This is a genomic window from Pantoea sp. ACRSC (assembly GCF_022346785.1).
GTDB lineage: Bacteria > Pseudomonadota > Gammaproteobacteria > Enterobacterales > Enterobacteriaceae > Pantoea > Pantoea alvi.
In genome coordinates, this window is sequence record NZ_JAKRNN010000012.1 from 54,772 (window position 1) to 69,479 (window position 14,708).

The 14,708-nt window shown below is 59.6% G+C and carries 18 protein-coding genes; 5 read left to right on the forward strand and 13 right to left on the reverse strand.

Features of this window, described 5'->3' with window-relative positions:
• Positions 1-76: 76 nt before the first annotated feature.
• The 10 genes from MHZ97_RS13160 to pmbA form a co-directional block, all read right to left on the reverse strand.
• Positions 77-817 (reverse strand): KDGP aldolase family protein, encoded by a 741-nt coding sequence (locus MHZ97_RS13160; RefSeq protein WP_239314810.1) that lies wholly within the window; start codon positions 815-817, stop codon positions 77-79.
• A complete protein-coding gene (locus tag MHZ97_RS13165; protein WP_239314809.1) occupies positions 814-1,935 on the reverse strand; it encodes a DgaE family pyridoxal phosphate-dependent ammonia lyase in 1,122 nt (373 codons plus the stop codon). Before MHZ97_RS13165 ends, MHZ97_RS13160 begins: the two co-directional genes overlap by 4 nt.
• Complete coding sequence (locus tag MHZ97_RS13170; RefSeq protein ID WP_239314808.1) at positions 1,919-3,052, reverse strand: amidohydrolase/deacetylase family metallohydrolase; 1,134 nt, start codon at positions 3,050-3,052, stop codon at positions 1,919-1,921. Before MHZ97_RS13170 ends, MHZ97_RS13165 begins: the two co-directional genes overlap by 17 nt.
• Before the next feature lie 45 nt (positions 3,053-3,097).
• The gene (locus MHZ97_RS13175) at positions 3,098-3,739 is read right to left on the reverse strand and encodes a DUF4310 family protein (RefSeq protein ID WP_103794518.1); all 642 of its coding nucleotides are present in this window, start codon (positions 3,737-3,739) and stop codon (positions 3,098-3,100) included.
• A gap of 10 nt (positions 3,740-3,749) precedes the next feature.
• Positions 3,750-4,526, reverse strand: coding sequence for a DUF4311 domain-containing protein (locus MHZ97_RS13180; protein WP_033754938.1), 777 nt, complete (start codon positions 4,524-4,526; stop codon positions 3,750-3,752).
• A gap of 28 nt (positions 4,527-4,554) precedes the next feature.
• Positions 4,555-4,854 carry a DUF4312 family protein gene (locus MHZ97_RS13185; RefSeq protein WP_103794856.1) on the reverse strand — a complete coding sequence of 100 codons (300 nt, stop codon included), beginning with the start codon at positions 4,852-4,854 and terminating at the stop codon, positions 4,555-4,557.
• A complete protein-coding gene (locus tag MHZ97_RS13190; protein WP_103794517.1) occupies positions 4,854-5,213 on the reverse strand; it encodes an SFCGS family glycine-rich protein in 360 nt (119 codons plus the stop codon). The genes MHZ97_RS13185 and MHZ97_RS13190 overlap by 1 nt, the downstream gene beginning before the upstream one ends.
• A gap of 21 nt (positions 5,214-5,234) precedes the next feature.
• Complete coding sequence (locus MHZ97_RS13195; protein ID WP_224481604.1) at positions 5,235-5,567, reverse strand: glycine dehydrogenase; 333 nt, start codon at positions 5,565-5,567, stop codon at positions 5,235-5,237.
• A 293-nt stretch (positions 5,568-5,860) separates the two neighbouring features.
• The gene (cybC, locus tag MHZ97_RS13200; protein ID WP_103794515.1) at positions 5,861-6,247 is read right to left on the reverse strand and encodes a cytochrome b562; all 387 of its coding nucleotides are present in this window, start codon (positions 6,245-6,247) and stop codon (positions 5,861-5,863) included.
• A 69-nt stretch (positions 6,248-6,316) separates the two neighbouring features.
• On the reverse strand, positions 6,317-7,657 hold the full coding sequence (gene pmbA / locus MHZ97_RS13205; RefSeq protein ID WP_239314807.1) for a metalloprotease PmbA: 1,341 nt from the start codon (positions 7,655-7,657) through the stop codon (positions 6,317-6,319).
• Between the two features lie 117 nt (positions 7,658-7,774).
• On the opposite strand from pmbA, the gene yjgA reads away from it, so the two are divergent.
• A complete protein-coding gene (yjgA, locus tag MHZ97_RS13210) occupies positions 7,775-8,317 on the forward strand; it encodes a ribosome biogenesis factor YjgA (protein WP_239314806.1) in 543 nt (180 codons plus the stop codon).
• Positions 8,318-8,383: 66 nt separating this feature from the next.
• Here yjgA and mpl read toward each other — a convergent pair whose 3' ends face one another.
• Entirely contained in the window at positions 8,384-9,736 is a 1,353-nt protein-coding gene (gene mpl, locus MHZ97_RS13215; protein WP_103794855.1) for a UDP-N-acetylmuramate:L-alanyl-gamma-D-glutamyl-meso-diaminopimelate ligase, read from the reverse strand.
• Positions 9,737-9,904: 168 nt separating this feature from the next.
• On the opposite strand from mpl, the gene fbp reads away from it, so the two are divergent.
• Entirely contained in the window at positions 9,905-10,909 is a 1,005-nt protein-coding gene (gene fbp, locus MHZ97_RS13220) for a class 1 fructose-bisphosphatase (RefSeq protein ID WP_103794512.1), read from the forward strand.
• Between the two features lie 55 nt (positions 10,910-10,964).
• Here the strand turns inward: fbp and MHZ97_RS13225 are convergent, their stop codons facing one another.
• On the reverse strand, positions 10,965-12,524 hold the full coding sequence (locus MHZ97_RS13225; protein ID WP_239314805.1) for a methyl-accepting chemotaxis protein: 1,560 nt from the start codon (positions 12,522-12,524) through the stop codon (positions 10,965-10,967).
• Positions 12,525-12,679: 155 nt separating this feature from the next.
• Here MHZ97_RS13225 and MHZ97_RS13230 point away from each other — a divergent pair, with 155 nt between their 5' ends.
• The 3 genes from MHZ97_RS13230 (at position 12,680) to ppa (ending at position 14,234) form a co-directional block, all read left to right on the forward strand.
• Entirely contained in the window at positions 12,680-13,093 is a 414-nt protein-coding gene (locus tag MHZ97_RS13230; protein ID WP_239314804.1) for a lysozyme inhibitor LprI family protein, read from the forward strand.
• Positions 13,094-13,153: 60 nt separating this feature from the next.
• A complete protein-coding gene (locus MHZ97_RS13235; RefSeq protein WP_103794510.1) occupies positions 13,154-13,603 on the forward strand; it encodes a DUF441 domain-containing protein in 450 nt (149 codons plus the stop codon).
• Between the two features lie 100 nt (positions 13,604-13,703).
• On the forward strand, positions 13,704-14,234 hold the full coding sequence (gene ppa, locus MHZ97_RS13240) for an inorganic diphosphatase (protein ID WP_103794509.1): 531 nt from the start codon (positions 13,704-13,706) through the stop codon (positions 14,232-14,234).
• Positions 14,235-14,349: 115 nt separating this feature from the next.
• Here the strand turns inward: ppa and MHZ97_RS13245 are convergent, their stop codons facing one another.
• Complete coding sequence (locus MHZ97_RS13245; protein WP_033754905.1) at positions 14,350-14,706, reverse strand: gamma-glutamylcyclotransferase; 357 nt, start codon at positions 14,704-14,706, stop codon at positions 14,350-14,352.
• Positions 14,707-14,708: the final 2 nt, after the last annotated feature.

Here is a 14,708-nt window from a genome sequence, read left to right on the forward strand (position 1 = left end):
TAGCAGCCTAAAGCGAACGGCCCGTGACGTCCAGGCAAGCGCCGACGCCCGGTGAAGCGCGCCGGCTTGCCTGCCGTTACGGCAGCAGTTTTTTGCAAATGGCCAGCAGCTGGCGCACATCTTCGACGCGCGTGTCGCCGCTGGCGGGATCGATAATAGAGCTGTAGACGTGCGGGATGATTTTACTGACGCCCGCCTCCAGCGCGATGCGCAGGATCGCTTCAACGTTATCGAGATCGATGCCGCCGGTCGGCTCCAGCCAGAAGTCATGCGCCGCGCACGCCTGAGCGACGGCGCGGTACTCGTCCACCGCCTTTAGCCCGCCCATCGGGAAATATTTCACCGAGCTGCCGCCCATGTCCTTGAGCAGCGCGATGGCGCACTCAATCGGCACCAGCGCGTCTCTGCCCTGCGAGCTGAGCGGGCCGGTGGAAATTTTTACCACGCCCGGTATGCCGGACGGCGAAATCAAACCGTTGACCACGGTTTGCGACTGGCCCAGCAGCGCGCGGCTGGTGGCGACGCCGGTAAAGACCTGGTTTACATGCTGCGGCTGCAGCACGGCGGAAATCTCGCTCACCATTTTTGACTGATTCGGGTCGCCCGCGCCGAGTCCCACCGAGAGCGCATTGTCGATCAGCGCGGCATAGTCGCGCATATCGGCGATAGCCGCTTCGTTGCTGCTGTAGTTCTTTGACAGCACGCCCACCAGCACGTGCCCTTCCGCCGCTTCCCAGATGGCGCGCGCGTTGGCTTTCGATCCGGCCAGCACGTTAAGGCACAGACGATCCTGATAGAAATTGGGGGTCAGCTTCATGCGGTTGTTCCTCTGTTCAACAGCGTCTGAATCGAGGTGAAGATAGTGTGCAGCTGCGCCGCGCTGACGCTGCGCACATCCGCCTCGATAATGCCTTCATTGGCTTTGTAGCCGCGAAAATAGATAGCGGTCTCGCCGTTCTTCAGCGCCTGCACGATATCGCCGGTACGCTGGCCGATGGCCGCCTCATCAAACTTGATTTCAGCACGGGCGATATCGCGCCCCGCCGCATCCCATACCACGCGGGCGCTTACCCCCTGCAGCTGGTTAAGGTTGTTGATAAAGGGGGTCATCTTCTCCACCATCTGTGCGCCGCTGGTTTTTTCCTGGTGCAGATAGTTTTCAATCGCCTGAGTCAGGCCGAGAATGCCCTCTTTGCCTACCTTCATCGCCCGGCCGATGCCGTTGCTCTGTCGCTTCACCCACTCCACGGGCTGCGCTCTGCCGATCACCAGCCCGCTGGTCGGCCCCTCAATCGCCTTCGCGCCGCTGTAGATCACCAGATCGGCGCCGTACTGGTAGTAGCACTGCAAATCCTCTTCGGCGGCCGCGTCGACGATCAGCGGCACGCCGTGTTTGCGCGCCACAACCGCCGCCTGCTCGACGCTGAGGTGGCTTTTCTGCACGCAGTGATGGGATTTCACGTAGAGGATAGCGGCGGTCTGCGGCGTAATCGCCGCCGCCAGCTGCTCGGGCGAACACTCGTTGCTGTAGCCCGCCTCCACCAGACGCCCGCCCCCCAGCGCCACCATGCTGCCCACCGGCGCGCCGTAGTTAACGTTGTGGCCTTTCGGCACCACGATGTGGTGCGGCACCTCAAGCGGCGCGGCGTGCAGATTATCCAGCAGCCAGTCATTCTCTTTAACGATCACCGCCGCCACGCACTGGGCGATGCCCGCCGAGGCGCAGGAGACCACCACCGCGTTTTCCACATTCAGCAGCTGCGCGATATACGCGCCGGTCTTGTTGACCAGATCTTTCATTTCAAAATAGTGGCTGAGGCCGCTCTGCACGGCGTCGACCACCTCTGCCGATGGCGTAGAGACGCCGAGGATCGTCATGCGGCCAGAGGCATTAATAACCGGCTTCAGGCCATATTTTTCATAGATCGAAGACATTGGCTTTCCCTTCTTCTGTCAGGAACCACTCGCCCGCCACCACGGCGGCCAGCGGCGTAAGATGTTTCTCTCCGACAACCTGCTCGCCTTCCGAATCAACGAACAGGCGCGGCGCGTCGGTTACGCTGAAAAGGGTGAGATCGGCGTCGAAACCGACCGCCAGACGCCCCTTGCCCGCCAGGCGCAGCCCGTCCGCCGCTTTCCAGGTGACGCAGTCGATCACCTGCTGCAGCGTCATGCCGACGCTGAAAAATTTCGACATGACGTGCGCCAGGCTATGCACCGGGCCATTGAGACGGTTGCGGCAGTAGATATCCGAGCTGATGGTGTCGGGCAGAATGCCCTGCGCGATGGCGACGCGCGCCACCTCGAAGCTGAAGCTGGCGCTGCCGTGGCCGACATCCATCTTTACGCCGCGCGCGATGGCGTTCTGTACCGAGGCTTTGAGTTGGCCCTGCGGCGTCAGCACGCGGTTGGGCTTGCCGTTAAAACAGTGGGTGATGATATCGCCCGCGCTGAGGCGATCGGCGATCTCCGCCAGATCCGGCGGGTTATTGCCGATATGCACCATCAGCGGCAGATCCCCCGCCTGTTTCTGGATCGCTTTGGCTTTGATCAGCGGCTGAATGCCGTTTTCACCGACCACGCTGCTGCTCATACGCGCCTTCAGGCCGACGATAAAGTCGGGCAGCCGCTCAACGGCCTGCTGCACCGCGTCGCCGTCGATCTGCTGCATATCCGCCAGCTCGTTCTGCGTCACAATGCCGGTGCGTGCGATGTTAATCAGCGCGTAAACCTGGGTGCTGGCAGCGCGGGTAATGGCATAAAAATCATCGATATGGTCAGCGCCGGTGCTGCCCGCGTCGATCACCGTAGTCACGCCGGAGGCGACGCCGATCGCGTCCGGCTCATCGTGGTAGATGGGCGATTTGGGGTAGCAGTGGACGTGAGAATCGATCCAGCCCGCGCTGACGTAGCAGCGTCCGGCCAGATCGCGTTCGCTTTTCGCTTCGCCCTGCAGGCTGTCGCCGATGGCGGCGATTTTGCCCTTCTGCAGCGCAATATCCACCTGCCGCTCATCCGTCAGCCGCGCGCGGCGAAGAATCAGATCGAACATAGCAACTCCTTAACGCGGCGGCCCGCTGGCGAGCCGCCGCCAGCTTCAGATAGCGACCGGAAAAATCGCGCCGAGGATCATGGCGCCGAGGATAGCGCCGCCGGTGATCGGCTTGTTCCAGAGATAGAACAGCAGCGCGCCGAGCAGCGATCCCAGGCCGATCGGGATCGAGGCCGCCATAGCGGAAAGAATGATCAGCGGCCCTAAAAAGCGGCCGGAGGCGTTGCCCGCGCCCATCATTACGTCCGCACCGTAGGTCGAGTCGCTCTGGTTAATGGTGAACTTACGCGCCAGGATGATGACGTAGCCAATCGCCAGGCCAATCACCAGACCGGTCACTAGCGAGGCGGCGAAGTTAGCCACCGGAAAGACGATGCCCGCGCCCAGCAGCAGCGCCGGCACGCCGAGGCCGACGCCGGTCTGGATGGCGCCGCCGATGTCGAGGATGCCCACCAGCGAGCCTTCGATAATGCGCGCAAAAAGAAAGCTCGCGCCGAAGGCCGCCACGGCGCCATAGACGCCGGTTTCCATGCCGGCGCGCAGCATCGATACAAACGCCACTTCGTTAAACGCCCCGATGCCGTAGAGGTAATACATATGCGTACCGGCGAATACGCCCGACGAGAGCAGGCCAACAAAGATCGGGAAAGACCAGTCGGCGTACCAGAAGCCTTTATTTTCAGTCATATCGTTACCCTTACTTGCCGCTCAGAGAGTTGTGGATCGCGTCGAGCCAGCCGGGAATGCCTAACTGGAAGGACTGCAGCAGTTTCATATCGAAGCCGCGGAAGAAGCCGCTCAGCACGAACAGCAGCACGATCGCCACCATCATCACTTTGGTCACCTTGTTCCAGCCGCTCTCCTCGACGCCTTTGCCGATCAGGATGCCGAGCACCAGGCCTGGCACGGCGTTGCCCATAATCAGCTGCGCCAGACCGCCGAAAATCGTTGCCCAGAAGCCCGATTTTTTCCCGGCGTCGATGGCCGCCAGCCAGAAAATCACCGGCATCACGGTGTTAACCAGCAGGTTGGCCGCCGGCACCAGCACTTTTACCGCCGTCACCTGCAGCGCGGCCGGTACCGCCGAGGCGGTGGAGTTGAGAAAGGCGACGACGATCATGCCGATAATGCCGCAGGCGATGGCCATCTTTTTCGGGTCGTGCAGGGTTTCGGCCAGATTACGGTTTTTCACCATTAGCGCGGCCGCGCCCCAGTTAGGAATGATGCGGTGGTCGACATCCTGAGTGAAGGAGCCTGCCGCGACGGATGATGCCCAGGCATTGAAGAAAAAGCCGAGACCAAAGGAGAAGTGCGAGGCGGGATCGCCCTCGCAGGAGTTAAGCTCGCCCAGCGTACGGAACGCGCCCATCCCCTGCGACGTCGGCGCGTGGAACATGCGCGCCGCACCGGCGCCAACGCCCACACCTACCAGCCCCCCAATGATCAACGACTTAAACAAAATGATTAAAAACATGTTTTTTTACCTTTGTTGTCGTCTGTTTTTACGGTGCCGCCGTGAAGGTCACCTTCCCGGTATCAATCACGGTGACGCTGACGGATATCTCCAGCTCGACGCTGTAGTTCCGCCGCTGGCGCGCCAGAAAGAAGAACAGGAACTTCTCCGTTTTGACGCTCTCCTGCGCGCGCAGCACCCGAACATCCAGGGGTTCGATGCGCAGCAGAATCTTTTGCGTCGCGCGCAGAACCTGGCTCTGCACGCGACTCAGGGCATCGGCAAACGCTTTCTCTTTACTGTCGCCTTTGCCCTGCACCGTCACCTGAGTAACGTATTGTTCTTTCATCATTCGCTGCCGTGCTTCTTGTTCCAGGCCTGCACCAGCCGCTCGCCCAGCTCCTCTTTGTCCATAAAGCCGAAGCCGAGCACGCTGGCGCCTTCGTTAATGGCGGTGACGCCTTCGTCAACGGAGCGCATGCCGTGGCGCGCCTTGTAGCCATATTTGTTCTGCGCGGTGATGGCACCAGCGCCGCCGCTGCCGCAAAAGGAGATGCCAAAGTCGGCGTTCTCCGCCTTCATGACGTCACCCAGCTTCATATCCGCCGCGACGCCCGGCACCACCACGGCGCGACCGCCCGCCTTTTCCACGCCCGCCGCCACTTTCTGTCCCTTACCTAAACGATCGCCAATCACTACGGTTACCATGATGATTTCCTCTTTATACAGTCAGTTAGATCGAGCCACTTCGATATGGACGGAGAGAAGCCAGGCCTCTTCGCGCGGCAGGTTGCCGAACAGATCGACCACCTGCTGCGCCAGCTGCATGGTCTCCGGCGAAATATCTTCAAACAGCTCCGCTTCCACCTCGGGAAGGGGTTCGCCGGTTAACGAGCGCAGCGCCATGGCGCGTACGTGCGACGCCAGCATCTGCTGCTGCACCGCGTTGGGTGCGATATCGTGTTGGGCGTAGATCGCCGCGATTTGCGCCATCACCTTGTCGGTCAGGGCCTGAATCTCTTCCGGCGTTGCCTGCCGAACCGAAGCTCCGTTACTGCTCACCTTGCTACTCCTGTTCACGAAAATTCGCGTTACGAATAAATTACGGCGTCGCGCGCCGGAAGTGCAGACGCACTTTTTCCGCATGGAAGTGGAAATCGCAGGGCAGGCTGTGCGCCAGATCGCAGGATGCACAGATTGTGTGACAGCGACCGCTTTATGCACGGACTTAAAAGCAAATTGCCGGTAGCAAAAGAGAAATGTGCGTACCGAGGCGCGCGGCGCGGCGGGAAAGCGGCTGGAGATAAGAAAAGCTGATGACGCGGCTGAGCCGGTCGCGCGGACCGGCTTGAGAATCAGCGGAATTTTTTATGATTGGCGTTGCGGATATCCGCCAGCTTTTTCGCTTCGGCTCTGGCGCCGTCCAGATTGTTGGCCTGCGCCAGCTTGTCGACCACGTCGATCTGCGCAATCAGCGAGTTCAGCCCGGCGTGGTAATCCTTGATCGGCGCGCTGTCGGCCGGCTGACCTTCAAGCTTCTCCGGCGTCGATTTTTTCGCGTCCTGCGCCGCCTGACGCATGTCGCCCAGCGCTTTATGCATCTCCTGCGCGTCATCGGTTTTCATCACGGTATTTAGCCCGTCTTTTAGCGTATCCATATCATTTTCTAAATCCGCCGCGTACAGGCTGGCGCTTCCAGACAACAAGGAGAGAGATAACATTGCAATCACACGCTTACGCATCGGTATATCCTTTTTATTGTGGGTAAAAAAAAAGCAGCCAGAGCGGCTGCTTTCAGGAAGCGGGTTTTATTATTGGCCGGCGATTTTCATCTCCGGCAGCAGCACCGAACCACATTGTATGTTGCTGCGGGTTTCAATGTCGTTACCGACCGTGACGATATTGCGCCACATATCCTTGAGATTTCCTGCAATAGTGATCTCGCTCACAGGATACTGAATTTCGCCGTTCTCCACCCAGTAGCCGGCCGCACCGCGCGAGTAGTCGCCGGTAATGGCGCTGACGCCTTGTCCCATCAGTTCGGTAACCACCAGGCCGCGTCCCATCTGCTTCAGCAGATCCTCAAAGCTGCTGCCCTGTCCGGCGATGCGCCAGTTATGGATGCCGCCGGCGTGGCCGGTGCTTTTCAGGCCCAGCTTGCGCGCCGAGTAGCTGGTCATCAGCCAGGTTTGCAGCGCACCATCCTTCACGATATCGCGCGCCTGGGTACGGACGCCTTCGCTGTCGAACGGCGTTGACGCCAGGCCCTTCAGCAGATGCGGCTGCTCCTGAATGGTGAGCCATTCCGGCAGGATCGGCTGGCCGAGCGCGTCAAGCAGGAAGGTCGATTTACGGTAGACGCTGCCGCCGCTGATGGCGCCGACCAGATGGCCAAACAGGCCGGTGGCAACTTCCGGCGCGAAAATCACCGGCGCTTTCATCGTAGAGAGCTTGCGCGGTGCCAGACGCGACAGCACGCGACGGGCGCACTCGCCGCCAACCCAGTCGGGGCTTTGCAGATCCTCAAAGGCGCGGCCGATGGTATAGGCGTAGTCGCGCTCCATATTGCCGTCCTGCTCGGCGATAACGGAGCTGGAGAGGGAATGACGGCTGGAGCAGTAGCTCTGCAGCATGCCGTGGCTGTTGCCGAAAACTTTAATGCCGACGTGGCTGTTGAAGCTGCCGCCTTCGGTATTGGTAATGCGCGGATCCGCTTTTAGCGCCGCCTGCTCCGCCTGCGCAGCGAGTTCAATGGCGCGATCGGCGTCGATCTCCCACGGATGGTAGAGATCGAGATCCGGGGCGTCGAACGCCAGCAGATCGGCATCCGCCGGGCCAGCATAAGGATCCGTCGAGGTGTAGCGCGCGATATCGATCGCCGCCTGCACGGTGCGCCCGATCGCTTCCGGGCTGAGGTCGGTAGAGGAGGCGCTGCCCTTGCGTTTCTGATGATAAACGGTGATGCCGAGCGCGCCGTCGCTGTTGAACTCGACGTTCTCCACTTCGCCGTAACGGGTGCTGACGCCGATTCCGGTGGTTTTGGTCACTGCCACTTCCGCGCCGTCGGTGCTGGCCTTCGCCAGATCGAGCGCCTGCGCCACTGCCTGTTCCAACACTTTTCGCTGTTCTGCAACCTGAGTAGATACGTTCATCGGCCTGCCGTCTAATCTTATGTATGAAAGTTTTGAGTCTATCAGAGTCAGAGAACAATTTCGCAGTCACCCGATAAACTGATAGGATTAGCCTCTTTTTTTAGGGGAGCCCAGAAAATGACCAAACAGCCCGATGAGTGGCTCGACGATGTGCCGGATAATCAGGAAGAAGAAGACGAAGAGATTATCTGGGTCAGTAAAAGCGAAATTAAACGCGACGCTGAAGAGCTGAAACGCCTGGGTGCCGAACTGGTCGATCTGGGCAAGAACGCCCTGGAGAAGATCCCGCTGGATGAGGAGCTGCTGGCCGCTATCGAGCTGGCGCAGCGCATCAAGAAAGAGGGCCGCCGCCGCCAGCTGCAGCTGATCGGTAAAATGCTGCGCTCGCGCGATGTCGATCCGATCCGTCAGGCGCTGGACAAGCTGAAAAACCGCCACAACCAGCAGGTTGCGCTGTTCCACAAGCTGGAAGCGCTGCGCGATCGCCTGGTCGAGCAGGGTGACGACGCGATGAACGACGTTATCGCGCTCTATCCGCACGCCGATCGCCAGCAGCTGCGCAGCATGATCCGCAACGCGCAGAAAGAGAAAGCGGGCAACAAGCCGCCTAAATCCTCACGTCAGATTTTCCAGTACCTGCGCGAGCTGGCGGAGAGCTAAGCCACGCCGGGGCGGGCATCCCTGCCCGCCCGCAGTGCCAGCGCCCCGCAAAGGGCGCTCAGCAGATTACGCCAGTCGATCCAGCAGCTTCTGATGAATGCCGCCAAATCCGCCGTTGCTCATAACGAGAATCGAGTCGCCCGGCTGCGCAGCTTTTGCCACCATCTCTACCAGCGTATCGATATCAGCGCTCCAGTGTGCCGGCGGCATGCAGGCTTCGGCCACGTCAGAGACCTGCCAGGGAATATGGTGCGGCTGGAACAGGAACACCTCGTCCGCGCGCGCCAGCGACGGCGCCAGGTCGTTTTTGCTTACGCCCATCTTCATGGTATTGGAGCGCGGCTCCAGCACCGCCAGAATACGCGCCCGACCGCCGACCTTGCTGCGCAGCGCGGACAGGGTTGCCAGAATCGCCGTGGGGTGATGGGCGAAATCGTCATAGACCTTGATGCCGTTTACGTCGCCGCGCAGTTCCAGACGGCGGCGCGCGTTGATAAAGCTGTCCAGCGCCTGCGCTGCGTCTTCGGGTTTGACGCCAACGTGCCGCGCGGCGGCGATCGCCATCAGGCCATTATGCATGTTGTGCTCGCCCACCAGCGACCAGTTCACTTCCCCTACTCTTTCGCCGTCGAGCAGCACTTCCCAGCGCGAGGCGTCCGGCACCAGCTTCTTCGCCTGCCAGCGGCCGTTTTCGCCGACGCTCTCCTGCTCGCTCCAGCAGCCCATCGTCATCACCTGGCGGATGTTGTGATCGTGCTCCGGCAGCAGGATTTTGCCCTGGCCCGGCACGATGCGTACCAGATGGTGGAACTGCTTCTGGATGGCGCGCAAATCATCGAAGATGTCCGCATGATCGAACTCAAGGTTATTGAGGATCAGCGTGCGCGGGCAGTAGTGAACGAATTTAGAACGCTTGTCGAAGAAGGCGCAGTCGTACTCATCCGCCTCGATAACGAAGAATGGGCTTTTTCCTAATTTTGCCGAGACGTCGAAGTTGCCGGGCACCCCGCCAATGATAAAGCCCGGCTCCAGTCCGCACGACTCCAGTATCCAGGCTACCATACCAGAAGTGGTTGTTTTACCGTGGGTTCCTGCAACCGCCACGACCCAGCGGTCGCGCAGCACAAAGTCATGCAGCCACTGCGGCCCGGAAAGGTAGGGAATATTGCGCTCCAGCACCGCTTCCACGCAGGGATTGCCGCGCGTCATGGCGTTGCCGATGATAACGAGATCCGGCGCGGGATCGAGCTGCGAGGCGTCGTAACCCTCTGTTAATTCAATGCCTTGCTGCTCAAGCAGCGTGCTCATCGGCGGGTAAACGTTGGCGTCCGAACCGGTCACCTGATGGCCAAGGGAACGTGCCAGCATCGCCAGACCGCCCATAAACGTGCCGCAAATCCCAAGGATATGAATACGCATAACGAGATCCATTACTCAAAAGTTCGGCGCACAGTGTAACCCCGCCAGCAGACTTAAGAAACGGATTAGGACTATGGTTTTTGAAGTTCATTCGGCTAAACTGCGTACGCAAACGTTGGCGGTTTGCCAGGCAGGCTGCCACTCCATCGAAGATTCAGGGAATGTGTTATGAAAACGTTAGGCGAATTTATCGTCGAGAAACAGCACGACTTTCCTCACGCAACAGGTGAACTGACGGCGCTAATTTCCGCTATTAAGCTGGGCGCGAAAATCATTCATCGCGACATCAACAAAGCCGGCCTGGTAGATATTCTCGGCGCAAGCGGCGTTGAAAACGTTCAGGGCGAACAGCAGATGAAGCTCGATCTCTTCGCCAATGAGAAGCTGAAAGCAGCGCTGAAAGCGCGCGGCATCGTGGCGGGGATCGCCTCGGAAGAAGAGGATGAGTTTGTAATCTTCGAAGGAGTAGAGCACGGCAAATACGTGGTGTTGATGGATCCGCTCGACGGCTCTTCCAATATCGACGTTAACGTCTCTGTCGGCACCATCTTCTCTATCTACCATCGCGTTAGCGCCCCTGGCACGCCGGTCACCGAAGCTGACTTTATGCAGCCGGGCCACAAGCAGGTCGCGGCGGGCTACGTGGTGTATGGCTCCTCAACCATGATGGTCTACACCACCGGCTGCGGCGTCCACGCCTTTACCTACGATCCGTCGCTCGGCGTCTTCTGCCTGAGCCACGAGCGTATGACCTATCCGCCGACGGGCTACACCTACTCGATCAACGAAGGCAACTATATTCGTTTCCCGCAGGGCGTGAAGAAATACCTGAAGTTCTGTCAGGAAGAGGATCAGGCCACGCATCGTCCTTACACCTCGCGCTATATCGGCTCGCTGGTGGCGGACTTCCACCGCAATCTGCTGAAGGGCGGCATCTACCTCTATCCGAGTACCGCCAGCCACCCCAACGGCAAGCTGCGCCTGCTCTATGAGTGCAACCCGATGGCGTTCCTCGCTGAACAGGCGGGCGGCAAGGCGAGCGACGGCGCGAAGCGTATTCTCGATATCCAGCCGGAAACCCTGCATCAGCGCTGCCCGTTCTTCTGCGGCAATAACGCAATGGTCGACGACGTCGAGCGCTTCCTGCGCGAATACCCGGACGCGGCGCAGTAAACGCGAACGCCGCTGAGTGACGTAGACAAGGGCGCGACTATCGCGCCCTTGTCTTTTACGCCGTTTCCAGCCGGAACAGCGACACCGTGGATTGCAGATGCTGCGACTGCGCCTCCAGCGACTGCGTCGCCGCCATGGCCTGCTCGACCAGCGCCGCGTTCTGCTGCGCCGCCTCGTCCATCTGCGTGACCGCCTGATTCACCTGCTCAATGCCGCGGCTCTGCTCGTCAGAGGCCATTGAAATCTCCTTCATCAGCGTCGTGACGCGCATCACCTCGCTGGAGATCTCATCCATGGTCTCGCCCGCCCGCGTCGCCATATCGCTGCCCTCTTTCACGCGCGTCTGCGACTCCGAGATCAGCCCGCGGATCTCTTTCGCCGCGTTGGCGCTGCGCTGCGCCAGCGTGCGCACCTCGTTCGCCACCACGGCAAAGCCGCGTCCCTGCTCGCCCGCACGCGCCGCCTCTACCGAGGCGTTGAGCGCAAGAATATTGGTCTGGAACGCGATGCTGTCGATCACGCCGAGAATATCGCCGATGCGGTTGGCGCTGGCGGTAATCTCCTGCATTTTCTCCATCACGTAGCTGACCACCTCTGCGCCACGATCGGCGGTGTCGGAGACGCTGCTCGCCAGCTTATTCACCTGCTGCGCGTTGGCGGCGTTGAGGCGCACCGTGGCGGTCAGCTGCTCCATGCTGGCAGCGGTCTGCTCCAGCGACGCCGCCGACTCTTCGGTGCGCTGGGAAAGATGCACATTGCCCGCCGCCAGCTCGCGGCTGCCGACGTCGATCTGCTGGCTGGCGTCGAGCACCTGACTCACCTGAGCGCGCAGCGCCTGCTGCATCTCCCCGAGCGCGCGGTTCAGACGACCCAGCTCGTTGTTGCCCGCAGGCGGCAGATGCTGCGACAGATCGCCCGATGCCACCTGCTCCAGGTGCGTAATGGCGCGGTTAAGCGGCAGCAGCAGCAGACGACGCATCAGCACCCAGGCCAGCACAAACAGCAGCAGCGTTAACATCACCGCCGCGCCAATCAGCGCCTTCATCAGCGTTTCGTTCCAGGCCGCCTCGGCCAGCTGCCGCTCGGTAACCTCACCGGCGAAGCTGCTGAATGCCGTCACCGCATTGCTGTAGTTAAGGGCCAGGGTTGCCAGATTGCCCTCCAGCACGCCGTAATACTCATCGGTGTACTGTTTTTCCAGCGCATCCATCATGGGCTTGATCCCCTGCGCCAGATAGGCGTTCCAGGTCGTCACAATGTCATCAGCCAGCTTTTTGCCGTGCGCCGTAACGGTGCCCGCAGCAATAAACGCCTTCATATTGCGCTGCGAATCCTGTACGTCCGCTTGCGCCTGTTTGGCTGCCGCTGCCCCCTCTTCCAGCAGACCAATCTCTATTTTGCGTACCGCCAGCGCCGCCGTTGCGCGTGCGCGCATCAGGTCGCCATTGCTTTGATAAAGGGCATTAAGTTCAATGCCCTGAATGCGGTTGATAACATCCAGCGAGCGATTACCTTTATTAATGGCAATGATGCCCATCACGCTGACCGTCAGCAGCAGCAGCGTCATAAAGGCGAGTAAAGCTAATAATCCCGTGCGTAGAGAAAGCTTATTCATGATGTTGTTTTCCATTTGCTTAAAGAAAGGCAGAAAATCCGGCAGCCCTAAAACGTACAAGTTATCGGCAGTTGCGCAGGGGAACTTTACCGACGTTGATGGTCATTTCCCTGATGATCACCCACGCTTAATCTTTCTTAATCAGGATTTACAGGATGAAAAAAGGTATTGTCGCCGCCGGTCTGCTGTTCAGCACCTCCGCGCTGGCGCAGCAGAACCCGATCGATCATGCGCTGGCACAGTGTCTCGACGGCGCCTCCACCACCGTCGCGATGGTGTCGTGCTACGGTCGCGCCAGCCAGGCCTGGGATAGTGAGATGAACAGGCAATATGGCCAGTTAATGACGACCCTTAGCGGCGAGCCTAAAAATAAGGTGCGCAGCGCGCAGCGTCAGTGGCTGGCCTATCGCGACAGCTGGCAGGCAGCGAGCGTGGCTTTTTTCAGCCGCACGCAGGGAACCCTGGCACAGATCTCAATTGCCGCGCAGGGCGTCGATCTGGTGCGTAATCAGGCGCGAATGTTGCAGTCGTTAAATAAAGGCAGTTGCGCCAGCGATACGGAATGTTGATAAATAGGGGCTTCCGCGCTGGCGCTCTCCAGCGTTTTCACTTTTTTTCAGGGAGGACCCATGGCTGCGTACGCCTCTACCCTTATTCTTATCGGCCTCGCGGTCCTCAGCTATTTTGTTCACAACAGCGCGGTGACCATTTCGATTCTGATTCTGCTGGCGATCAAGCTCACCCCGCTGGCGCAGTTCTTTCCCTACGTAGAGAAGCAGGGCATCCAGCTCGGCATTATTATCCTGACGGTGGCGGTGATGGCGCCGCTCGCCAGCGGTTCGCTTCCCGCCTCGGCGCTGCTGAAATCTTTCGCTAACTGGCAGTCAATCGTGGCGATTCTGGTGGGCGTTTTCGTCGCCTGGCTGGGCGGTCGCGGCGTTAACTTTATGAGCGCGCAGCCGTCGGTGATTGGCGGCTTACTTATCGGCACGGTGCTGGGCGTCGCCTTCTTTCGCGGCGTGCCGGTCGGACCATTGATTGCTGCGGGGATCGTCTCGCTGTTTGTCTCCGCGAAATAGGACGAGGAGCATTCCGAAAGGTCAAAATTGGGGGCATACTTTCCCAGGCAGTTGGCTATAATAGCCGACACTCAACATGTGACTATTGAAGGAATGCCCGATGAGTTTGAACCAGGTGCCTGCCGGTAAAGAACTGCCAGAAGATATCTACGTTGTCATTGAGATCCCGGCCAACGCCGATCCGATCAAATATGAAGTCGACAAAGAGTCCGGCACCCTGTTCGTAGACCGCTTCATGTCTACGGCGATGTTCTATCCGTGCAACTATGGTTATATCAACCACACCCTGTCACTGGACGGCGATCCGGTTGACGTGCTGGTTCCGACCCCGTATCCGCTGCAGCCGGGCTCCGTGATCCGCTGCCGCCCGGTTGGCGTGCTGAAAATGACCGACGAGTCTGGCGAAGATGCCAAACTGGTTGCCGTGCCGCACACCAAGCTGACCAAAGAGTACGATCACATCAAAGATGTGAACGACCTGCCGGAACTGCTGCGCGCGCAGATCACCCACTTCTTCGAGCAGTACAAAGCGCTGGAAAAAGGCAAATGGGTGAAGGTAGAAGGCTGGGACAACGCTGAAGCGGCGAAAGCTGAAATCATCTCCTCTTTCGAGCGCGCCCAGAAGAAATAATCTGACGCCGCCCGATAAAAAACACCGTCCTCTGGACGGTGTTTTTGTTTATGCGCCGGGTGGTGCGTCGGGCGAGACAGGCAAAAAAACACCGTCCACTGGACGGTGTTTTCATTTATGCGTCTGACGGAGGGTCGTCGCGCCGTAGCCAGTCGCCGCTGGCGATGCGCTCACGTCCCTTAACCGGGCGCTGATAGACGTAAAGCCATGCGCTGCCGTAAGGCGTTTGCATCAGCTGGCGTTTGTATTCGCCAGCCTTTGTGCGCAATGCATCCAGCTCGCCCAGCGTCGTGGCATCGATGCGGTAAACTTCACAATAGACGGTTCCTTCGCCCGGGATCACGCCCGGATAATGGCCGAGACTGTAGAGCTCGTAGCCCTCAATCTGCATATCCCCCAGCCATTGCGCATTCGTCATCCAGTGACTGTTTCCCTGTTTGCGCCGTAAACTGCCGTAGACAATTATTCGCATTG